Genomic DNA, 22237 nt, shown 5'->3' on the forward strand with positions numbered 1-22237 from the left:
GCGAGTCACCACCTTCGGCGCTGAGGCTCACCTCGCTCGCGGCGAAAAATCTCGAATCTCTACCGTACGTGATGCAGTCAGCGAGAGCGATTTTTCCGCTTTTTGTAGCTCTAAACGGCGTGTCTAACAACAAAAAGCGGGAATAGTTTACGCATTACGCAGCTCGAAATCGTCTATTCGTAAGGGAATTACGTGCTTTAGTGCTTATGCAGTCTATTGAGCAAAATAGACTGAATTGGCTCATAATGGTCGTTTACAGCCTGCCTATACCCATCTGCGTCTCCCGCAATAGCTGTTTTAAGCATAAGCTCGTGCGCTCTAGCTGTCTTTTCAAGTTCGTCCGAAACTTCCAATCCCAATTGTGGCAAAACCGCCATATGCACAAGCCACAAGCATCGCACGAATTGCTCTGCAATCGTATTGTTTACCGCGTGCAAAATACCAGTGTGGAAAGCAATGTCTTGTTCTAGGAACGTTTTTCCAGCGTGCGCCTCTTTAGCCATTATTTCCGAAAGCGTTTCCAGCTCTGGCTGCTGCGTTCCTTTAAGTGACTCAACCACCTTATCCGCGCACCCAAGGTCTAGGAATTTTCGCATTTCTACAACATCGCTTAAATCTTCAAAATTCTTATTTATTGAGATTAAAGAGCGGAATGCAAGTGTTTCCACCATTGGGTCAAGCGATAATGAGCCAACGAACATGCCTTTTCCTTGCTTAACTTCCACAATATTAAGCGCTTCAAGCTTACGAATTGCCTCGCGCACCGAAGATCTTGATGCGCCAATCAAGTTACAAAGCATTGGTTCTGTTGGTAGCATGTCTTTTGGCTGCAAGCGTTCTCTTAATATGAGCGACCTGATCGCATCCATTGTTTCATCGCAGCGTTTTCTAGCTGTGATTGGAGCGGAGTTTGAGTTTGAGCTTGCCTGTAAGAAAGATAAACGATCTAGTGTTGTCATCTCGTCGTCTTCATGGCTGCTAAATGTCTCTTCCATGTTGGCTCCTTTCAGTTCGCGTAAGGCTTCCTTCTTCTAAATCTTTCATTTTTTCACTTGTGTTTATTTTATTTTTTATACAATCTAAATCTGTATTGTTTAAACTTTTTGCATTGCTTTTAAAACCTATTTGTAAATTATCCTGCTTCCAAAGATTGGAATCTATTGCTGTTATATAGATTCCAGTAGTCTCTCTTTCCCACAGTAGTTGCAAAGTTCGTTTATTGCTAGAGCTAAGGCATTGATAAACGTGATGGAATGGGTTTATGCACACGTTTTTTGCCCACGTTTGCCCACCGTCGTAGCTGAATCGCACAACTCCGCGGCCGCGATAGGGCATCATTTGGCTCGCGTTTGCAAAGGCTATGCAATCTGCATTTTCGCTGTTAAAACAGGTTGTGCTCGGCTGGCTGAATATTTCTGGCAAACTTGTGTCAAAAATCAGCTCGCTCCACGTTTCTCCGCAATCATGACTAATGGCTTTGCCTACACATCCCGAGCGATTTTGATTTCGGAAGAAAGCTAAAATATCGCCATTTTTGCGTTCAACAAACACAGTTTCGGAGCTTGTGGCATCGTCGTCTTGCATTGTTATAGGATCTACGATTTTTCCGTTGATTAATCGTCCTTCGTTAATCATTTTGCCTCGGCGCCATGTTTTGCCGTCGTCATCCGAAATAAGCGCTCCCGAAGAATAGTGTGATTTGCTTTGAGCGCTGCAATAGAATGGCACGAGTATTCTGCCGTAATGTTTTTCGCTTTGTCTAATAACAATTCCATTCCCTGGGCATACTCCAGCGAAGCTCATCCATGGCTCTTTAACCATGTGATCGATTAGACGTGGCGCGCTCCACGTTTTGCCGTCGTCATCCGAGTAGATTTGCGCTATATAACACGTTTTTTCGGCGAATAATGGCTGACTTTCGCTTGCAATTTCTTGCGATTTCCATATGTTCCACGTGGAACTGTCGCAAGTTTGATTATTGCTTAAAGTGCTGTTCAAGTTACGATTCAAATCACCATTCAAATCATCACTCAAATCGCTATTTTTTATACTTCCGTCTGGGAAAACTAGCCACTTTGTTAAGCATTCTTTTTCGCTAGAATCGCATGGCAGTTTTACGGCCGCGCTCCCATCCATTAATGCTGCGTAGTGTCTGCCAAAGCGATCTTCCAGCTTGATTCTTCCGCATTCGTCCACGCCTACAGCGGTTTTGCAATTTGTTAACCCAATTCCGCCAGGATTAAGATCTATTAATACGTTAATTCTTTCGCTTTTTCCCGCTGGATCTAAAATAGGGCAGGAGTCGATTGCGCTCGCGCCCAGTTTTCCAAGGTTTTTGCCAGGCATGTTGATTACTGTTTGCAAAGGACCCCACGTTTTTCCGCCATCTGTGGATCTGCGAATTACAAAGTTTATGTGGTTTGGGGCGTCGTTTGAAACGCTTGTTCGCTGATCGGCTCCTGCAATTAGCGTTCCCATGCGCGTTTTTACAAGAGATGGTATTCTGTAGCTGCGAGATTCTGCATATCCCGTGTCAAATAATGCTGTTGTTACAAGTGGCTTTACTTTCGATATTCTTTGGATTTGTCCTTCGGTGAGCGCGCTAAAGTAAATTCCTCCCGTTCTGGCTTCGCCCATTAATCGCACTCCGCGCAAGTCTTCGCCAATGCTTACGGCGTTTAATCCCGTTATGTTTGCAAACCAGAATTGTCCTATGTTGTGCGACTCGCTGTAACCGTCTACGCAAATGTCTGTTGCTCCGCGATTTGCGCGAATAATCAAGTCGTGCCATTCGCCGTCGTCAACGCTTGCGGCTGCTTCGATTACGCTTTTTACGCCTGTTTCGTCGTCGATTAGCGTGATTTTTATACCTTCTTGCCCTGCATACACGCTTATTTTTTCGCTAAATTCTTGTTTAGTTTTTGTTCCAGCAGCAAAAAGCACTCCGTGCTGACCTGGTCCGCGCAATCTGAATTGAATGTGCAGAGTTCCGCTCGTTTTGCAAGATACGCGTTTTATGTCTCTTGCACAAATAGTAGGTCCTGCAAACCATATGTCTGGCTGTGCCTGAGTGGACGAATTTGCAATTTCTCCTGGATTTGGCAAGTGACTTGAGTAATAAAAATCATAGATTTGCGAAGATTTTTTCGTTGCTGCACACGCCTCAGCCGCTTTTGCACTCACTCTTTGCGGCCCAAGATTAGTCGCGCTTGCAAAGCATTGGTATCCGTCTAAATAGAATCGGCTTCCAAAACTTCCGTACGTTATTGCAAAATCGTGTTCGCGCCCGTTGCTTATGTTTAAGGCGTCTTCCATGTGTAGCACAATTTCTTTCGCGCCGTTTGCGTCTGCGATATCTTCTAAAAGATTTTGTGCACTAAGCAGTGGAGCGTCTTCTTTAATACTTATTTTTATTATTGGAGTTGTGTGCTCTTGTTGTGCAGAAGCTTCCGACTTTTGCGCGGGCTTAATATCTAATAAATCACAATCCGCATTTGCTACAAATTTAAATCCTATTATTCCTTCGTTTTGATTTATTCCTTCGTTTTTATCTTTACGATTGAGGCATGATGCGTTTTCGCTAGATGGTGTAATTTTTATTGTGGCATGGCTGAATCGCGTATGCTTCGAACCCTCGATATCCGCGATATCTTCAATAAGGCTCGTCGTCTTCGTTGAACGGCGTTCCATCTTTAGTCCTCCATGACCAGAAAAATTAAAACCACTATGTTTTAACACGTCTGACGTCTTACGACATCTACTTATTTAGTCTATCACATATTTTTATGCAAACGCGCAACTGCTGTAAGATGATGTCACAAAATAAAAAAGAACGTTGAAAAATCAACGTTCTTAAAGAGTGCGAACGGCGGGACTTGAACCCGCATGAGCATACACTCACTGCCACCTGAAGACAGCGCGTCTACCATTCCGCCACGTTCGCATACAGAGCACAAAGCTACCATATTTGCAGCCGTTTAGCAAATATTGACACTTGTGTGTTGTTTACGAATTATCCGCAATTGATTAGATAACGCTGCCAGGTTAGGTAGAGATTCGAGATTTTTCGCACTGAATGAGATGAACCTCAGCGCCGAAGGTGGTGATTCATCGAATGAAGAAGAAAAATCGAGAATCTCGGTGATAAAAGACACGCAAAAGTTCTAGACATTCAGAAGGTTTGATGTATTTCTCTACGAGCAATAAAAGAGGAGCGTAGCGACGGGACTTGCGAGGAGAGAAATACTCAAACCTCGCGCAATACCAAGTAAGGGAAAACACACTCACATCTTTGCCACAGTAGAAGAACACCACACTTTATGCATATGAAATGGAAGAACCGCCCCCAAACGAGAGCGGTTCTTTCATCTTCAATGGTGATGCCTGAGTACATTGACATCACTTTAATCGCAACGATACGATTTCCGTTACGAAATTTTATGGCCGTCACACCAAACGTGCTCAACTGCCAAAGTTCCTGGATTTAGCAAAAGCAAATCGGCAGCGTATCCTTTTTCGACCAAGCCCAAAGGAGCGCTAGTTATAGCATTCGGCTTATCCACTCCAAGCGCACGTGCAGGAATAAGAGTTGCAGCAGCAATCGCTGCTGGCAAACCAATGCCAAGTTCTTTAACAGCGCGCTTAACTGCCACTTCCAAGATCAGGGTAGATCCTGCAATAGCTCCATTAGAAACAAGCCTTGCATGGCCGCTCGTAACCGTAACGTCTAGAGCGCCAAGCTTGTAAGCACCATCCGCACAACCTGTTGCAGCCATAGCATCTGTTACAAACGCAATGCGATTAGGAGCAGCATCAAAAGCCATTCTCAAAACTGGGTTTTCAACGTGGAAACCATCGTTAATAAGCTCAATCGTTACGCGCGAATCCTCCAAGGCTGCAGGAATTGGACCTGGCTTACGGTGATGAATGCCGTTCATGGCGTTAAACATGTGAGTCATAAGCGTAGAGCCAGCATTAAAAGCCGCGCGCGCGGTTTTATAATCTGCATCACAATGCCCCACTGCTGGAATCACGCCAGCTTCTACAAAACGCTTAATCGCTTCCATGCCGTGTTCTCGCTCTGGAGCCAAAGTAATCTGGCGCAAAGTTCCATCCGCTGCCTCGAGCAACGCCTCAACGCGCTCGGGAGTAGGGTCCACTAGGCAATTAGGGTCGTGCGCGCCTTTTCTAGACAGCGCCAAGAATGGACCCTCTAAATGCGACCCAAGCACATCTGGACGCGTTTGCATAACACGCTTAACAGTACGCAAATTCTCTTGCATTACGTCAAGAGGGTTTGTAATCAAGCTAAGAACTTGCCTAGTTGTTCCATGAAGCATGTGATACGCGCGCGCTATAGCAATACCTTCGGCACCATCGTCAAACGAATGCTCCCAGGCTCCATGAGCGTGCAGATCAATATACCCTGGCGTAGCAAAACAGCCACACCCATCCACAACACTTAAATCAGATGCGCTTAAGCCGCGAGTGCTAATAGCTAAAGCAAGGTCTTCGTCTAAAATGCCAGTCTCTAGAATTACGCCGTCACTAACCAAAATCCACGAATTAGGCACAATTCCTCGAGCATCCACAACACTTACATTGCGCACTACAAAATTGCGCTCTTCGTTTGATTTTAGTGAATCATCAATCTTCTTTACGGCATCTAAATACACATCTTTTGACATTCCATTCACCTATGCTTGTGCTTATTTGATATCTTATTATCTTAAATTTATTATCTTAAATTTCAGACTTGTGTATCAGATCCCCTGCCAAGATGGCTTATTTGCATACACCCAGCGATAGTAGTCAGCAAGCTTAAGTTTGCTTGCAGCAGCCTCATCTATAATCACTGTTGCATGAGGATGCATTTGAAGCGCAGAAGCTGGGCATAGCGAGCTTACTCCACCTTCTACTGTTGCAGCTACCGCATCTGCCTTATTTTCACCAAACGCAAGAAGAACGAGATGACGAGCGCGCAAAATCGTTCCAATTCCTTGTGTTATGCAGTGAGTTGGAACTTGGTTAATATCACCGTCAAAGAATCTGCGATTGTCTACGCGAGTCTGCTCGGTTAGTGTTTTAACGCGAGTACCAGATGCAAGAGAAGATCCTGGCTCGTTGAATCCAACGTGGCCGTCGGAGCCAATTCCCAAGATTTGCACGTCAATCCCACCAGCAGCAGCAATAGCAGCGTCGTAGTCTGCTCCAGCGTGCGCAATCTTATCACCTTCGCTTAATGGTGCTCCATTAAGAACATCTCCTGGAACATGAACTAAATCTGGGTTTAGGCCGATTAAATCGGTTACGGTTCTGCGAATTGTGCTGTGGTAAGACTGTTCGTGCTCTAACGGCAATCCAATGTATTCGTCAAGCGCAAATCCACGCACGCGACTTACGTCAACATTCTTGTCTTTTACAAGCTTTGCAAGATGCTCGTAGGCTTTTAATGGGCTTGATCCTGTTGCCAACCCTAGTACTGCATCTGGCTTGCGACTAATCAAATCTACAACAGATTCGGCGTATAGCTCGCCTGCCTCATCCTGATCTTTTACAATAATAACTTCAGCCATCTTTAGCTTCTCCTTTAAAGCTTCGGTGATTTTTGATTCTGCAAATACTCCAAGCAAATACTAGCATTGCGGCATACGTTTAAGCGTACGCCGCAATACCATTTATTTACTATGCACCATGAATAAACGATTTTGTTTAAATTATTTGCTTAAATTATCTGATAAAAATACTCACTTAGTAGAATCGCTTACTTCTTCTGGGGTCTTTGCCAAAGTCAAGCCAACTTCCTTAAGAACGCGAGCCACGGCTTCAACATTTTCTCCCTTAAGTGGGCAAACTGGATCTGGCATCTGATTTGTGTCAAACACGCCAAGCAACGCCATTGCGGTCTTAAATGCTCCAACGCCAGCGCCGAAGCCTGCCACTCCGCTAGGAACAGTAACGATTCGCATCAAAGCAGCAAGCCAATCCTGCTCCTTCTTAACCGTTGCCCAATCGCCAGCCTGAGCAGCCTTCCACATGCGCACGTATCCAGTGGCCTCAACGTTTGCAAGTCCTGGAACAGAACCGTCTGCGCCAGCCATGTATGCGCCGTCAACAACAACCTCTTGACCCGTAAGCAAAGTCAATGGGTGACCAGCCTTATTGTTGTCATCTACAAGGAACCTGAACGAAACGTCATCGTTGGAAGAATCCTTAACGCCTGCAAGAACGCCATCTTTACCAAGCTTTACAAGCAAAGCGCCTGGAAGCTTTGTGTGCACGCAAACTGGAATATCGTAAGCGAACAGTGGCAAATCTGGAACAGCTTCGTGAATAAGACGGAAGTGGCGCTCAACTTCTGCCATGCCGCCGAGTGCGTAGAATGGCGCTGTTGCAACGATTGCAGCCGCTCCAAGCTCCTTAGCTTCCTTTGCATGCTCAATAACGCGGTTTGTTTCCGTATCGATGCACCCAACCAACACTGGCACGCGGCCGTCAACAATGCGCATTACGGTTTCAATGATTTCGCGACGGCGCTTATCCGTGCTAAATGCCACTTCGCCAGAAGATCCAAGCGTAAACAGGCCGTCTACGCCTGCCTCAATCATTCGGTTAAGCGAACGCTCAAAGCTAACAACGTCTACTTCGCCATCTGCCGTTAATGGCGTAACTACTGGTGGAATAACACCATGGAATTTTTCTGCCATGATTAAACTTCTTTCGTATTTATATTTATGACTTTTTATGATTTATGACTTATGACTTTAGATTTTGGAATTAATGGGCGGCCTGCATGGATTTACTGCAAGGTCTTAACAGACCGCCCGCGCATTTAAGCTAGCGACCAACAACTAACAACTAGCGCTTGCTCACACTACTTGCACTCTTCTTCCGTTGGATGCAATAGCGAAGGCGCCGCGCCCATCAAAATCTTTGTGTACTCATCTTGCGGATTGTTAATCACTTGGTGAGTTTCGCCGCGCTCAACAATCGTTCCATGATTCATAACAACAACTTCGTCGGATATGTATCGGATTGTTTGAATATCGTGGCTAATAAACACCATTGAAAGATTCAGCTTCTTCTTTAAGTCGGAAAGAAGATTCAAAATCTGAGCACGCACAGAAACATCCAAAGCGGAAGTTGGCTCATCTGCGATTATTGCATCTGGGTTAAGCGAAAGTGCACGAGCAATTGCCACACGCTGACGCTGACCGCCAGAAAGCTGACCTGGCAAAGCGCCAAGAACAGAATGAGGCAAACCAACCATTCGGATTAGCTCCTTGGCTCTAGCATCGCGCTCGGCTTTGCTTCCAATCTTGTGCACAACAAGCGGATCAATCAACTGGTCAATCACACTCATGCGCGCATTCAAAGCCATTGCTGGATCCTGGAACACAACGGAAACCACGCGTCCAATATCCATACGCTCTTTTGCAGTTCTATGCGTAACGTCTTGACCTTTGAACAAAACCTTGCCGCTTGTAACTTGCTGAAGGCCGCACATAATGTTTGCAGTAGTAGACTTTCCGCAACCAGATTCGCCAACAATACCAATCGTCTTGCCTGGCATAAGCTTAAGATTCACCTTGTTTACGGCTGTAATCTTGTTCTTATGGAATAAGCCAGATCCTGCTCGAGTAGTGAACACCACTTCGGCGTCACGCAACTCGATGATTGGAACATCGCCATTTTCGCTTTGATTTTTGTTTGCGTCATTAACATTCATGTTCATCGCACATCTCCTTTATCGGAGTTGGTCAAAATTGCGGAAGGTGCATCCGTTTCAGGCTCTGGAGGTGCAGCGTAGAAGTGCCATGTTCCTGGAATACGCTTCATTATTGGGCGCACATCAAGTCCTTGATCTGGATGAGAAGAACGCGGTGCGAATCGATCTCCCTTAGGGAAGTCGGATGGGCTTGGAACCGTTCCTGGAACCTGATGCAATCTTGGAGCGCCAGCCTCAATGGAGGTTACGGAGCCAAGCAAGCCGCGCGTGTACTCGTGATGCGGATCGGTGAGGATTTCCTTGGTGGAGCCTTGCTCAACAACCTGACCTGCGTACATTACGGTAATCGAGTGCGCAACCTTTGCTACAAGAGCCAAATCGTGGCTTACAAACACCATTGCGAATCCAAGCTTTTCGCGCAATTCGTTAAGAAGGTCAATCACCTGCTTTTGAACAGTAACGTCCAAAGCGGTTGTTGGCTCATCTGCGATTATCAACTTTGGATCTCGCGTAAGTGCCATTGCGATCAACACACGCTGACGCTGGCCACCAGAAAGCTCGTGTGGGTAGGATTCAAGCGTGCGCTTTGGATCCAAGCCTACAAGCTCCAGCAACTCTTCGGCGCTACGAGTACCACCTCTAGAAGTCAGCTGCTTCATTTGCGCTTTAATAAGCATTGATGGATTTAAGGAAGACAACGCGTCTTGGTAAACCATTGCGATTTCGTGTCCGCGCAAAGCATTGTGCTCCTTTGGGCTAAGCTTTACAAGATCCTTGCCGTTAAAGAGGATTTGTCCACTAATCTTAGCTTTTGGATCAAGCAAGCCCATAATCGCAAGCGAAGTGATTGACTTACCGCAGCCAGATTCACCAACCAAGCCCATTGTTTCGCCTGGACGAACAGAGAAGCTCAGGTGATCTACAACATTTACGCTGCCGTAGCGTGGGAACTGAATGCACAAGTCTTTAACTTCAATAACTGGAGGCTCAGTAGACGTTGGCTGCAAGCGATCCGTGCGCTTTAGCTCGGCTTCGCGAAGCTTTGCCAAGGACTCAACCAAAGCGTCGTGCTGCTCCTTGTAAGCGGCAACTGGGTCGGTGAGAATCCTGTCTTCCTTGCGAGCCGCATCCGCATCTGCAGCACTCTTAGCCACTGGAGCGGTTGGAGCTGCAACCATTGCGTCCGTAATGCCCTCAGAAAGAATGTTGAGGCACAAAACGGTAATCATGATTGCTAAGCCTGGGAACAATGCCTGCCACCAGTATCCGAAGATAACGCCTGCTTTAGCAGAAGACAAAATGTTGCCCCATGTTGGCGTTGGCTCTGGAATACCAGCGTTGATGAAGCTAAGAGAAGCTTCGAACACGATTGCGTCTGCCACAGAAAGGGTTGTGAACACCATAACTGGAGCTGCAATATTACGAGTTACATGCTTGAGCAAAATCCAAGGTGCGCGAGCGCCAGAAACAATTACTGCACGTACATAATCTTTTCCATATTCGCTTATAATGTTTGCGCGCACAATTCTTGCGATTTGTGGAACGTAAAGCACGCCGATGGAAATGATGATACCAATCATGGATTGTCCAAGAATTGCAAGGCACACAGCCGCTAATGCGATTCCTGGAATTGACATTACTATATCAATCAGTCGCATTATAAGCTCAGATATCCAAGTGCGGCTTACAGCTGCGATTGCGCCGATTATTGAGCCCATTACCAAAGCAAAGATAACAGATGACAAGCCTATTACGAGCGAGTAGCGTGCGCCGTACATAACGCGCGAGAACACGTCTCTACCAAGGTTATCGGTACCAAACCAGTGCGCTCCTGTTGGCGGCTGATAGTTTTGCGTAATCTTTACTGGGTCGCATGGAGCTAGGAATCGCGCGAATACTGCGCAGAATGCCAGTATTGCAATCACAATAAGCGATATTTTAGACCCTAAGCTCATGCTTTTAAATCTGTTAAATTTGATGCCTGGCTTAGATGCGGCATCTACTACCTGATTCTTTCCGAATAGCATGTCACACCGTCCTAATTCTTGGGTTGATTAACACGTAAAGCAAATCAACAATAATGTTTATGAAGATGAATGCAATTGCAACAACCAAAACAACACCTTGAACAAGCATTGGTTGGTTGCCATTAATGCCGTCGAACATTGCAGTGCCCATTCCTGGGAGTGCAAAAATAACTTCGATAACGATTGCACCACCCATGAGGTAACCGATCTTCATACCAAGAGTCGTGATTGGTGTAATCAGAGCGTTGCGGAACACGTTTCTAGCAACCACCACACTCTTTGGAATACCTGCGCCGATTGCGGTTCGCACATAATCCTTATCCAATTCTTCTACCATCGAGGTTCGTATGATTCGCGTAAGCTGACCTGCTACTGGAAGACCTAATGCGAAGCAAGGCATTGCCATTCTAGCGATGTAAGCTTCTGGATCCTCAAAAAACGGCACAAAATCGCCAGATCCTGGGAGCCATGCAAGCTTGATTTGCAAGACGTAAATCAAAAGCACACCGAGCCAGAAGGATGGAGTTGCGATTGCAATAATCGAAAGCACGCGGACTGTTTGGTCCACCCAAGTGTCGCGGTAAAGAGCTGCAAAAACGCCGAAGATTACTGCAAAGATTATTGCTATCAACAAACCAATGAAGGTTAGTTGCAAGGTGATCGGGAAGGCATCTGCCACTCTCTGAGCTACAGAATCCTTATTTACACCGTAAACACCCATGTTTCCTTGGAATAGTCCAACTATGTAAGACCCAAACTGCTCCCACCACGGACGATCGTAACCCATTTCATGGCGGAATGCGGCAAGTGCTGCTGGCGATGAGTTTTCACCTAATGCTGCAACTGCTGGATCATATTTTGAAAATGACATAAGGAAGAATACGAGGAACGTAACACCGAATGCCATGAATGGCAGTGCGATTAATCGCCTACCTAAAAGTCTAAGAAAATTACTCATAAGACATCCACACATCCATTGAAGAAATTTGTTATTAAGGCATAACAAAACCGGCCCATCTGCACAAAGGCGAGAAAGGTAAACAGCCGGGCCGGTTTTGCGGTTAGAGGTTAGGGAAAATGAAGTTTGTTATTTTTTAGCTTGCACCTACTTTGTTAGCTTTGCTTTTACAAGGTTGATGCCAGTGGAGCCGATTGCATTCCACTCAGCCAACGCGCCCTTCTTTACTGCAGTCGTAGTCTTACGATGGAAGAGTGGGTACAGAGGAACTTCGTCGCTGATCAAATCGAAGCACTGGTTCCAGTACTTCTGACGATCTGCTGGCTTGGCGGCTTCAAGAGCTGAATCCATGAGCTTGTGAAGCTTTGCGTATCCTTCGGAGTTCTTCCAGAATGTGCGCTGACGGGTCCAAGCATTGTCGCCATACCACCAGCTCATCAACAAGTCTGGGTCGTTGCCGAATACAGATGGGTCGCCTGGAGCGAGGACCATGGAGTAGTTTGCATCGTCGCGGTCGGTAATCTGTGGGTAAAGTGCAGAAGACTTCATGGACTTGATTTCTACATCCATACCAATCTCAGCAAGATCGTTCTTGATCTGCGGAGCGAGCTGAGTAATCCAAGTGTGGTCTGTGGTGTAAAGAGTGAACTTTAGTGGACCGCTTACACCAGCTTCCTTAAGCAAGCTCTTTGCCTTAGCAATGTTCTTGGTGTAAACGTTCTTTGCCTTATGATAGTTTGCGTAATTCTTTGGCAAGAAGCTTGTTGCTGGCTCACCCTGACCGCTCATTTGGTTGGTGATGAGCTTGTTCACATCAATCGCGTAGAGAGCTGCTTGGCGGACTCGCTTATCATCAAATGGCTTTTGCTTTGTGTTGAACATAACGAATGGAAGCGTGAAGCCCTGTGCGGTCTTAAGCTCGGAACCAGACGCCTTCAAAGTGTTGAATGCTTGTGCTGGAACCATTTCCATTACGTCTGTCTTTCCGCCTTGCATTGCGGTTACGCGAGCAGTATCGTCAACGGTTACGTTCCAAACCATCTTCTTGGTCTGTGCCTTGTACTTGCCGTTATAAAGATCGTTGCGCTCAAACTTTACTTGGTTATCTGTAATGGACACATACTTCCATGGACCAGAGCCGATTGGCATGTTCTTAAGATCTGCGTCAGACTTTGCTGTTGGAACAATCTGGATTAAAGCAAGACGCTGCTTGAACAGTGGGAATGCTTTCTTTAGCTTGAAGATTACATGACGATTGTCTTTTGCTTCAACTGAATCAATAAAGTCGAGCATAGATATATAGAGGCTGCCTTTTGCAGTTGTGCGCTTGAAGGAAGATACTACGTCTCCTGCTGTTACTTCAGTTCCATCCGAGAACTTTGCAGCATCGCGAATTGTTACCTCATATTCGGTGTCGGAAATCTTCTTTGGCTCACCTTTTGCAAGAGCGTTGAAGACTTTAAAATTGCTGTAATCAAGAGCATAGAGCGGCTCTGTCACATGCCAGTTTGCTGCCATTGGCAATGCGCCCGAAGTAGTGGATGGCGCAAAGTCACGGCTTGCATATGCGACTTGAGCTGTGATTGTATCTTTAACAGCAGTCTTTGCTTTTGACGCCTTGTGGGTTTTTGCTCCACCGCAGCCAGAAAGCATCATTAATGCGGCTACACCTGCAGCGATTACCGCGGTTAGCTTTGAGTTAATTCGTGCCATATTTTCTCCTCACCATTGAGTTTGTTTTCTTCGCATTTCATCCTCGAATGCGAAAACGTTTTAAATTATAGCGCGTGCGTTATTTTCGCGTTACTTTAAACATAAGAGGTCTGATGTCTGATGTCAAGTTATAAGTGTGTCGAATTTGTGAAAATTTTGATTTAATTTTTAAAGTCATTAAATTAGCACAAAACCGCACAAAATCAACACACATATAATCAATACTTTTATTTAATTGTTTACTTTATCAAGTACGGTTGCTGGCGATAAATCCGCCTACAATGCACCGCCTACAGCTTTGCCGCAAACCAGCGCGTAATCGACGTTGGGTGTGTAATTGCAGTTCCAACCACCGCAGCCCAAGCTCCCATTTGCATAACCTTATGCAACTGATCAGGAGTATGAATACGCCCTTCGCAAATAATCGGATAGTTTGGGAAAGCTTGCAAAATCTGGCCTAAAAGTTCAAAATCAGGACCATCAGTCTTTGGTCTTCCTGGAGAAGTACCAGCCAAAGTCGTAGATATAATATCTGTTCCGCAATCAGCCGCGCGCTTAGCATCGTCGAAGTTTCCGCAATCAGCCATAACAACTATGCCTTCGTCATGCAAAGCACGAACGGTCTGCTCGTAAGTCAGACCATCTGGACGCGGTCTATCCGTAGCATCAATCGCAATAATATCTGCCCCAGCAGCAGCACAGCAGCGTGCGTGGCGCAAAGTTGGCGTAATATAAACTCCCTCATGACCGTCTTTCCAAATTCCAATTACAGGAACATCAACCTGCCCTTTAATCGCGGAAATATCAGACAATCCTTGGCATCTAATGCCAACAGCACCACCTTCTACGGCGGCCATTGCCATTTGTGCCATTGTTTCTGGGTGTCTTAGTGGCTCTCCAGGATAAGCTTGGCAGCTAACGACTAAGCCACCTTTAATTTTTTCAATTACAGGATTCATATAGATTCCTCCTTTTTAAAATGATTAAAAATGGTTCAAAAATAACTTAAAAATGGTTCAAACTTAAATGAACAGCCCAAGCAGCACCAATCAAAGGAGCAGATCCTCCAAGTTGACCCTTTAAAATTGGGGTGTTCTTAATCAATGCCAAAGCAGAATCTTCAAATCCACTTCGCATAGCATTCCACCAAATATCACCAGCTTCTACAACAGACCCAGAAAGCACAATCACATCTGGATCTATAAGATTAGCCATTCCAGCTACGCACTCACCCAAAGCCTTACCGCTTCTAGCAAGAATTTCTTTTGCATATTCTTCACCAGAATTTGCTCTTACGCAAACATCATAACCATTTTGTGCTTCTTGAGTACCAGCTGGAAGATTTCGATTGTAAAGAGTCGCAAGACCTGTTCCAGAAGCAACTGGCTCAATATGTCCAGCATTTGCTCCGCAAGAACAATCAAAACCTACTCCCAAATCACTAACAACGTGACCAGCATGACCAGCAACTCCGTGCGCTCCTGTAAACAGCTTGCCGTTTATAATAATCGCACCACCAATTCCAGTGCCTATTCCAACAGAAAATACAATTGATTTTCCGCGACCTGCGCCGTAAATGGCTTCGCCTAAACCATGTCCACCAACATCGCCAATCATATAAACTGGCAAGTCAGTTACGCTCTTAAATGCGTCATAAATTCGCTGTCCTCGCCAACCTGGCAGAATGTCTGTAGCGGCTACAATTTCGCCAGTTTTGCTATTTGGCACTCCTGCAGCTGCTATTCCAATTCCGCTAATAGTTTTGCCATTTTTCTGCGCTTCTTCTATGATTTGCGACGCTTTTTCCACTAAGCGATTCTTTATACTTTCTCCACCTTTTGCAGCTTCTGTTGGCATTGAACCATGCTCTTGCACTGTTGGAGATACGTAATCTGCATTCTCTTGGCGAATATTAGAATCTGGCAAAGTCACCAATCCATAGGCGATTTTTGTTCCGCCTATGTCAAAAGCAAGATATGTAGGGCGAGAATCTTTTGTTTCATTCATAAGTAGTTTCCGTTTTCTTTCTTGCGTTTGCGACTTTGCCTATTTACTCGCCCTGCGCAGCGCTCACAGCGTCATGAATACGCGATAAGTACCCCAAGCGCTCTTCAACGCTCGCGTCTTGCGGAACGCACACTTTTGCACCCAAATAGTCGATTGCATAATCGTCTTTTAGCGCCTCTAGAGTAGTTTCTTGAATTTCTTTAGACGTCATTAATGACGTTGGTTCATCTGGGTTCATTGGCAAATGACCATCAATCCACTCATATCCGTATTGCGTTGCTTCTGGTCCAGCTCCCGAAAACATTAAACCTTGTAATACTCCTGCGCGTCTTGCTTCGTGCACATGTCCTATAGCAGCTTGAGCCTTTCGCTCTTCTACAACGCTTCTTCCCCAGTTGATTGTGATTCCAATCCCAGCATTTTTAGCAATTTGAATCTCTTCTTCTAGTGATAAGAATCCTTTTTCTGGATTCTGTCCTTCGATATATCTGTCGCAGTGTTCTATAACCAGTTTTGCTCCACACCAATCTAGTTGTGCTAGTTCTTCCAACGACTTTTTCATTGCGTCTGCTTGTGCTATTCGAGTTGGCGCTGTGTGTATTTCCACGTGCGATATATCACAACTGTCTCGTTTATCTGCAACATCAGCTATGGCTTCGCGAATATCCTTAAAGAATGCGAGCGCACGATGTCTGCCCTCTTCGCTTGGGCTTGCAAGTCCAAATTCTGGATCTGGGTCAAAGTTTATGTGCCTCATTGTCCCAGGTATTGCGGTTATGGTGTTAGCATGCCAATGTGCTGGTATTGCAGATGCTAGCCACGTGCGATTTTGTGGATCTGCTAAATCTCCTGGGTAAGGGATCTCTGTTCCAGCAATCCAGTTTTGCTTGCCTAACAAATCGTAGTATTTTTCTTGATCTTCGCGAGTTTTTGGCAACGATGCATATGCACCTACAACAAACTTAGCTTTCAGCATGATATCCTCCTTGAAATCGTAGCTGATTTGTCTTTTGACTTATCTTTAGATTTGTCTTTTGATTCGTAGATTACACCAATCACACTACAATTCGTCAGACGTCTGATAAATCTTTACAACATGGTGTAATTTACAGGATAACGAGGTAAAACAAAACAGTATTAAGTCACTATATCAACACAACAATTACTAAAACAACATAACAACATAACAACATTAACGTAACAATTCTCGCTTATTTTAGGTTAATTAATAATGCAATTAATTCATTAATGCTGTAGCATGGTCATAGAATCTACACCAATACAAGCGTAGATTTGTGCACATCAAGTGCGGACTTGAGCATATAAGAATACTTAGAAGAATCTAGGATTTTCTTAATCAAACTCATATCGTCAAAGTTGATTGCAGAGAGTTATTGAAGAAAATTAAGCATTACTGTAATTGTAATTAAGCGAAGGTGCAGATTACACAACTTGCTATTTGTAGCTTTAAGCGTAAAACGCACTAGCGAGATAATAAAAAAGGATTAATTCCCAAAACGAGTTAATTCGGGTTAATTCCCAACATAGATTACAAAAGTAGGAGGAATCATGAAGAAAAGCTTCAAACTTGTAGGCTTATCTGCAAGCCTGTGTCTTATGCTAAGCATGTTAAGTATTACTACACCAGCGATGGCGTATACTCAAAACGAGCAGCTTACAGAAAAACATACTCCTCTTACACAGGAAACAGCTAAACAGATTTCAAATGGAGATATAAAGCTGGAGCTTCCTGGAGCTTTAGACATGGCTTTGTATCACAAAACGCCTCTCGACCCAAATGCTGATTTAGATGGCGACGGCTTAACTAATAGACAAGAAATTTACACTTATACTAAAAACGGTAAAGCTTATTATGGGTACAATTCTCACCCTATGATGAATGACACCGATGGCGATGGTATTCCAGATAATCAAGACAGCAATCCTCGCAGATGGGATATAAGCCCACGAGATATGACACTATTTTCTGAACTTTCTTATCGCGATGATAGTTATATAAACAAGGTTCTTGATTACACTAAACCACTTCATGACATTTATAAGAACCGCAATGAATATCGTCTTATGCACAATGAGATAGCCCCGTTCTGGAAAGTTAAAGAAACCTACCACAATAGGGGTGGTTTTGACGCTGTCTTGTTTGAAAATGTAAGTCCTTATCCGTTCTTAGAGCAAGGAACTGTTCAAGTTCTTGCAATTCGTGGAACTTCTCAATTCAACGATTATGACGATGATCTCGCAATAGCTGTAGGTCGCAATCCAGATCAGGCTTACGATGTTGAACAACTTATTGAGCGTTATGGCAGAGAACATACTGTAAATAATCTATATATTACTGGTCATTCTCTTGGAGGCTATTTGGCTCAACGAGCTTTGATTCGCGCAGACGGTAAAGGATATTCTTGGCTTAAGAAAATCTACACTTTCAATGCTCCTCAAATTTGGGGAAATATCTTCAACCGTTGGCTTCGCACTGCAGCAAACGCAGGGAATCGTCTGACTCGCGAAGGTTATGCTGTTCATTACAAAGTAGACAACGACAGAGTTATTCGTTCTGTCGGTAATTTTGCAGGAGCTATAAGTGTTGGCAATTCTGCAGAAGGGCATGGCTCTCGAAGCTACTTTGAACCACGAATGAACAATTTCCCAGGGTTTACCGTAGGAACTAGAGGAGATATATCAGGTACCGGACGTTGGATGGAAGAACTTAATAATTTCTACAATGTTCGCACGTTCTAATTTATCGACTATTGTTAATTAGCAACTTGTAATTAGCAATAGGCAACTAGTTCATGTAATTTACTAACAATAAACTAAGCGCTGACTTACTGTATTAATGCATAAATAAGTTAGCGCTTTTTATATTGATTAATCCAACTATCCTCTATTAGTGGTGCACTCCTAAAGATTTTATCTAACACGAGAACATCCTAGTGAAGAAAGAAGATCAGCCCACACCGAGAAGACTCGGGCGAGCTGAACTATTGTCTAGTATTCCAGCATCCAGATAAGACCAGACTAAAACATTCTCCAAATGAAACTTATGCAATATTCACTCAAACGCATTGCGTTACAACCGCGTGCTTATGAGAACTTGTATACACAAAAACGTATTTTTTGTACATTCAATGTACAATTTTTTATACACCCAATGTACAAAAAATACGATTTATGCATCTTTTGTCTAAATATCACACACAAAATTCAGACTGAAATCAACAAATCACAATCAAACCAAACACAACATATGACAAACATAGCCTTCTGAATCTTAATTAAATTCAGAAGGCTATTATTATTGGGTAAACTGTTTAATCTAGTTATTTTACATAGCTATTTTTTTACTCTTAAAAAGAGTTATAGCAGCAATACTTACAACAAGAACAGCAAGAACAATCAATGGCGCCGTGAAATAATTTGTGTAGAACTCACGCACATCAATGTCTACAGAATTGATAGTCGCAGCATAAGATATATACGACAATACGCCTAATACAACATCAATAATTGCATATGCATATGCGTTTTTATACAATTCTTTAACTGACTTGCTGCTTTTAACCCAAAGCATTACAGACAAAACCAAGCCTATTAGCATTGATATAACAGCAACAAGTGCAAACAACATATCTAACATAAAACCCTCCTGACCAATTAAATCCTCTTCCATAGCGGATTCAATACAATTTTAATTTAACTAAGATTTTCGCGTCAAGATTAAAAAAAAAAATCACAGAATTTTACACATTATTTTCACATTTAGCGTACTTCTAAGACATAAGAACAAGCGAAAAACGTTGATATATCAACGTTTTTTAATTGGAGCGGACAACGGGAATCGAACCCGCCTCTGAAGCTTGGGAAGCTTCCATTCTACCGATGAACTATGTCCGCATGTTCGGCTGCTGGCGATTAATACCTTCAAATGACTCGATTAATCAATCTAGACAACAAACCATATAAGGATATCATGCTCCGCTTACGGCTACAACTCCACTAGGGAATCTTCTCCCATATCGGATGTTGAATACAGATTCAGACTTATCAAATTCATCTGATCTTGCAGCAGTTTTATTTTCATAAGACATTTCCGCATACCCAGAATACTCAGCATTATCCTCTTGCGACTTAGCCATTAGTCTCAAGAAGTTAACTCGTTCTTTAACAGCTGACTGATTAGAAAACATCTTCAATAATTTTGATTTATTATCTTCAAATGGATTTACAATCATCAGCGAAGACATTGCCTGCAATCCAGCGGCTCTACTCATCTCATGTATTTTTGCACCGTAAGAAATTTTATTTAGAGCAGAAGCCAAAGCTGCAGGATCTCCCGTAAGCATTCCAGCGCTTTTATCTGCGTCAAATTCGCGGCTTCTAGAAACCACCAGCTTAATCATCAATGCTCCAACTGGCACAAAAATCACATTTAAAACTTGACCAACAATCTTTAACACTGGGCAACGGCTTTTAGAAGATTCTGATCTAACAGCAAACTCACTATCAGCAGTATGCTTCTTTTTGGAATACGTAAGAACATAGCCAACATAAGTCATAATTGTCGCAATAGCTGAAGCAATAGTGGAATTCAAAATATCATGATTATAAATATGAATCAGCTCATGACTTACAACTCCACGCAACTCACGCTCGTTCAGAATGTTTAAGAGTCCACGCGTACAACAAATAACAGAATGTCTTTCACTGCGACCAATTGCAAAAACATTAGGACTATCCATTGGAGCAACATAAAGATGCGGCATCGGTCTTTCGATTCTCGCAGAAATCTCGCGAACAATACCATACAAGATTGGCTCTTCATCTTCACTGACTTCTATAGCATTCACTATGCGAATTGCGAGCTTGCCAGAAAGCCAATACGCGCACACACTGAGAATTATTCCTAAAACTACAAACCAAATCAGCATAGGCAAGCGCAATCCACAGGCAGCCCAAATTAAGGCAAGAATCAACCAGATTACTGAGAACAGTGCTGCTGTTTTCAGATAATTGCGGCATCGCATTCCTATATTGCTGAACATGTTTACGATTCTAATAATCGGAACTGTAATTTTGCTGAATGAAAACTGTATATTTATAATTAATATGTTTAAGATTAATGATAATTAGTGTATTTAAGATTTATAATCTGTTAACAAGTGGTCGCTTACGTTTTGCAAATGTGCATAACGTAAGTGACCACTAAAAATTAACAAACTATTGTTGATGATTCGCTATATCTATAAGCATTTGCTTAGATACAACTTTTTTGCGAGCGCGATTTTCTGCCATACCAGATTCAACTTCAAAATCGTCAACTCTTTTCCACCCATCAAAATCAACTACATCCACGCCTCTGGAAGCGAGAAGATTTTCGATAGATTTAGGCTCTCTATCTATTGCCAATCTGCCAGGAAGTGCGGATTCACATTCTTCGAGCGAGCTTTTTGCTAAGTCTTCCAACATATTTTCAACGATTTGCAAAGCGTCTGACTTTGTAGAACCAATTAATCCAACAGGTCCTCGCTTAGCCCAGCCAGTTGCATACAAGCGTGGACGCACAACATCACCATCTGGATCAGTTACTATGCGACCATCTTTATTCGCAAGAAGAGTTTTATTCTCATCGTAAGCAACGCCAGAAACCTTAGCAGGCTTATATCCAATCGCATGGTAAACCGCTTGAACAGGGTATTCTTCAAACTCTCCAGTACGAGTCATTTTTCCGTCCGCGCTTGTAACTGTACGCTCTACACGAATAGCGCGCACTCGCCCATCTTCTCCCAGAATTTCAACTGGATCAGAATTGAAGTGAATAATATAGCGTCGATTTGCAGGATTGCCTTCAAAATCAACGTTTCCACTATCTTCCATATCTTCGCTCAAATCGCGTATAGCAAAAAGCTCTTCTACCATTTGACGAGTCAATTTGTCTTTTCCAGCAACATCAATCGTTTCGTCATCCAAGTCAAAATCGTTTTCATTTACAACTATTTGCACGCCAGAAAGCTTTTCCATCTCGCGCAATTCTTGCACGGAGAATTTAGCTTGAGCAACGCCTCGTCGAATAAACAAGTGCAATGTTTTAGCCTGGTTTTTAAGCAAACCATTGTAAACGTCGTCGGAAATATCCGTGTGTTCTCTAAGATAATCTGCATCTCGCAAAAGCTCGCGCGCAACATCCATAGCAACATTTCCACCACCAATAACAGCCACTTCGCTTGCATCAAGCGGCCACGTACGCTCGCTGGTAGGATATCCGTCGTACCATTCCACAAACTTTGCAGCGCCATAAACGCCGTTTAATGATGCTCCTGGAATACTAAGCGGCTTATCTTCTACAGCGCCAGTAGCAAACAGAATTGCATCGTAGCGAGGCAATAAATCTTCTAGCGTAATATCTTTGCCAAATTCAACATTCGCATACAAGTGAATATTTGGATTATCAAGCGTTTTAGCCAAAGCATCTGCAATGAATTTTATGCTCGGATGGTCTGGCGCAACTCCATATCGAACCAGCCCGAATGGAACTGGTAGTTTTTCAAATAAATCGATTCTAGCGCTCGTACCTAATCCCATTTCGTCACCCAATTTTTTAAGCTGACGAAGAAAAATATCTGACGAGTATATTCCAGCAGGCCCCGCGCCAATAACTGCGATTCGCAATTCGCTCGCATCCGCATTATAATTCGTTTCCATAAAATTTCCCCATATTGAGTATTTCAAGCATTCTTAAGCATTTTTGAACTCTTTTGTAAACTGTTTTATAAGTCGCTTCCTTAA

The 22237-nt window shown here is 43.6% G+C and carries 16 protein-coding genes and 2 tRNA genes; 1 reads left to right on the forward strand and 17 read right to left on the reverse strand.

What is annotated here, in order from left to right; genetic code table 11:
* Nucleotides 1-197: 197 nt before the first annotated feature.
* From ACJV45_RS00115 to ACJV45_RS00175, 13 genes are all read right to left on the reverse strand, one after another.
* Complete coding sequence (locus ACJV45_RS00115) at nucleotides 198-995, reverse strand: FadR/GntR family transcriptional regulator (RefSeq protein ID WP_353582463.1); 798 nt, start codon at nucleotides 993-995, stop codon at nucleotides 198-200.
* A complete protein-coding gene (locus tag ACJV45_RS00120) occupies nucleotides 979-3690 on the reverse strand; it encodes a sialidase family protein (protein WP_353582464.1) in 2712 nt (903 codons plus the stop codon). Before ACJV45_RS00120 ends, ACJV45_RS00115 begins: the two co-directional genes overlap by 17 nt.
* Nucleotides 3691-3860: 170 nt before the next feature.
* Nucleotides 3861-3943 (reverse strand) — tRNA-Leu (locus tag ACJV45_RS00125).
* A gap of 484 nt (nucleotides 3944-4427) precedes the next feature.
* A complete protein-coding gene (gene nagA, locus ACJV45_RS00130; protein WP_419397365.1) occupies nucleotides 4428-5687 on the reverse strand; it encodes an N-acetylglucosamine-6-phosphate deacetylase in 1260 nt (419 codons plus the stop codon).
* A 75-nt stretch (nucleotides 5688-5762) separates the two neighbouring features.
* Nucleotides 5763-6575, reverse strand: a complete 813-nt coding sequence (gene nagB, locus ACJV45_RS00135) for a glucosamine-6-phosphate deaminase (RefSeq protein ID WP_004116530.1) — start codon at nucleotides 6573-6575, stop codon at nucleotides 5763-5765.
* Between the two features lie 171 nt (nucleotides 6576-6746).
* The gene (locus tag ACJV45_RS00140; RefSeq protein WP_004113922.1) at nucleotides 6747-7706 is read right to left on the reverse strand and encodes a dihydrodipicolinate synthase family protein; all 960 of its coding nucleotides are present in this window, start codon (nucleotides 7704-7706) and stop codon (nucleotides 6747-6749) included.
* A 167-nt stretch (nucleotides 7707-7873) separates the two neighbouring features.
* Nucleotides 7874-8734, reverse strand: coding sequence for an ABC transporter ATP-binding protein (locus ACJV45_RS00145; protein WP_004120109.1), 861 nt, complete (start codon nucleotides 8732-8734; stop codon nucleotides 7874-7876).
* Nucleotides 8731-10755 carry a dipeptide/oligopeptide/nickel ABC transporter permease/ATP-binding protein gene (locus ACJV45_RS00150; RefSeq protein ID WP_004120111.1) on the reverse strand — a complete coding sequence of 675 codons (2025 nt, stop codon included), beginning with the start codon at nucleotides 10753-10755 and terminating at the stop codon, nucleotides 8731-8733. Before ACJV45_RS00150 ends, ACJV45_RS00145 begins: the two co-directional genes overlap by 4 nt.
* 1 nt (nucleotide 10756) lies before the next feature.
* Nucleotides 10757-11662: an ABC transporter permease gene (locus ACJV45_RS00155; protein ID WP_004113928.1), complete on the reverse strand. Its 906-nt coding sequence runs from the start codon at nucleotides 11660-11662 to the stop codon at nucleotides 10757-10759.
* Between the two features lie 198 nt (nucleotides 11663-11860).
* Entirely contained in the window at nucleotides 11861-13426 is a 1566-nt protein-coding gene (locus ACJV45_RS00160; protein ID WP_419397366.1) for an ABC transporter substrate-binding protein, read from the reverse strand.
* Between the two features lie 290 nt (nucleotides 13427-13716).
* A complete protein-coding gene (locus ACJV45_RS00165; protein WP_004113937.1) occupies nucleotides 13717-14385 on the reverse strand; it encodes an N-acetylmannosamine-6-phosphate 2-epimerase in 669 nt (222 codons plus the stop codon).
* Between the two features lie 46 nt (nucleotides 14386-14431).
* A complete protein-coding gene (locus ACJV45_RS00170) occupies nucleotides 14432-15433 on the reverse strand; it encodes an ROK family protein (protein ID WP_419397367.1) in 1002 nt (333 codons plus the stop codon).
* Between the two features lie 43 nt (nucleotides 15434-15476).
* Nucleotides 15477-16409: a DUF4862 family protein gene (locus ACJV45_RS00175; RefSeq protein ID WP_419397368.1), complete on the reverse strand. Its 933-nt coding sequence runs from the start codon at nucleotides 16407-16409 to the stop codon at nucleotides 15477-15479.
* A 593-nt stretch (nucleotides 16410-17002) separates the two neighbouring features.
* Between ACJV45_RS00175 and ACJV45_RS00180 the strand changes: the two genes are divergently transcribed.
* Entirely contained in the window at nucleotides 17003-18193 is a 1191-nt protein-coding gene (locus tag ACJV45_RS00180; protein WP_419397369.1) for a lipase family protein, read from the forward strand.
* A 586-nt stretch (nucleotides 18194-18779) separates the two neighbouring features.
* Here the strand turns inward: ACJV45_RS00180 and ACJV45_RS00185 are convergent.
* From ACJV45_RS00185 to ACJV45_RS00200, 4 genes are all read right to left on the reverse strand, one after another.
* Nucleotides 18780-19091 (reverse strand): hypothetical protein, encoded by a 312-nt coding sequence (locus ACJV45_RS00185; RefSeq protein ID WP_004120120.1) that lies wholly within the window; start codon nucleotides 19089-19091, stop codon nucleotides 18780-18782.
* 183 nt (nucleotides 19092-19274) lie between these two features.
* Nucleotides 19275-19348, reverse strand: a tRNA-Gly gene (locus ACJV45_RS00190).
* Between the two features lie 74 nt (nucleotides 19349-19422).
* Entirely contained in the window at nucleotides 19423-20496 is a 1074-nt protein-coding gene (locus ACJV45_RS00195; protein ID WP_419397370.1) for a M48 family metalloprotease, read from the reverse strand.
* A gap of 175 nt (nucleotides 20497-20671) precedes the next feature.
* On the reverse strand, nucleotides 20672-22153 hold the full coding sequence (locus ACJV45_RS00200; protein WP_419397371.1) for an FAD-dependent oxidoreductase: 1482 nt from the start codon (nucleotides 22151-22153) through the stop codon (nucleotides 20672-20674).
* Nucleotides 22154-22237: the final 84 nt, after the last annotated feature.

Origin of the sequence: Gardnerella lacydonensis, from assembly GCF_048545055.1 — a bacterium.
In the GTDB taxonomy this organism is placed as follows: Bacteria; Actinomycetota; Actinomycetes; order Actinomycetales; family Bifidobacteriaceae; genus Bifidobacterium; species Bifidobacterium vaginale_C.

Coding starts and splice junctions, on each gene's coding strand:
- ACJV45_RS00165 (WP_004113937.1), bottom strand. CDS start 14,385: ATGAATCCTGTAATTGAAAAAATTAAAGGTGGCTTAGTCGTTAGCTGC.
- ACJV45_RS00200 (WP_419397371.1), bottom strand. CDS start 22,153: ATGGAAACGAATTATAATGCGGATGCGAGCGAATTGCGAATCGCAGTT.
- ACJV45_RS00185 (WP_004120120.1), bottom strand. CDS start 19,091: ATGTTAGATATGTTGTTTGCACTTGTTGCTGTTATATCAATGCTAATA.
- nagB (WP_004116530.1), bottom strand. CDS start 6,575: ATGGCTGAAGTTATTATTGTAAAAGATCAGGATGAGGCAGGCGAGCTA.
- ACJV45_RS00140 (WP_004113922.1), bottom strand. CDS start 7,706: ATGGCAGAAAAATTCCATGGTGTTATTCCACCAGTAGTTACGCCATTA.
- ACJV45_RS00195 (WP_419397370.1), bottom strand. CDS start 20,496: ATGTTCAGCAATATAGGAATGCGATGCCGCAATTATCTGAAAACAGCA.
- ACJV45_RS00145 (WP_004120109.1), bottom strand. CDS start 8,734: ATGAACATGAATGTTAATGACGCAAACAAAAATCAAAGCGAAAATGGC.
- ACJV45_RS00150 (WP_004120111.1), bottom strand. CDS start 10,755: ATGCTATTCGGAAAGAATCAGGTAGTAGATGCCGCATCTAAGCCAGGC.
- ACJV45_RS00115 (WP_353582463.1), bottom strand. CDS start 995: ATGGAAGAGACATTTAGCAGCCATGAAGACGACGAGATGACAACACTA.
- ACJV45_RS00160 (WP_419397366.1), bottom strand. CDS start 13,426: ATGGCACGAATTAACTCAAAGCTAACCGCGGTAATCGCTGCAGGTGTA.
- ACJV45_RS00175 (WP_419397368.1), bottom strand. CDS start 16,409: ATGCTGAAAGCTAAGTTTGTTGTAGGTGCATATGCATCGTTGCCAAAA.
- ACJV45_RS00155 (WP_004113928.1), bottom strand. CDS start 11,662: ATGGCATTCGGTGTTACGTTCCTCGTATTCTTCCTTATGTCATTTTCA.
- ACJV45_RS00170 (WP_419397367.1), bottom strand. CDS start 15,433: ATGAATGAAACAAAAGATTCTCGCCCTACATATCTTGCTTTTGACATA.
- ACJV45_RS00120 (WP_353582464.1), bottom strand. CDS start 3,690: ATGGAACGCCGTTCAACGAAGACGACGAGCCTTATTGAAGATATCGCG.
- nagA (WP_419397365.1), bottom strand. CDS start 5,687: ATGTCAAAAGATGTGTATTTAGATGCCGTAAAGAAGATTGATGATTCA.
- ACJV45_RS00180 (WP_419397369.1), top strand. CDS start 17,003: ATGAAGAAAAGCTTCAAACTTGTAGGCTTATCTGCAAGCCTGTGTCTT.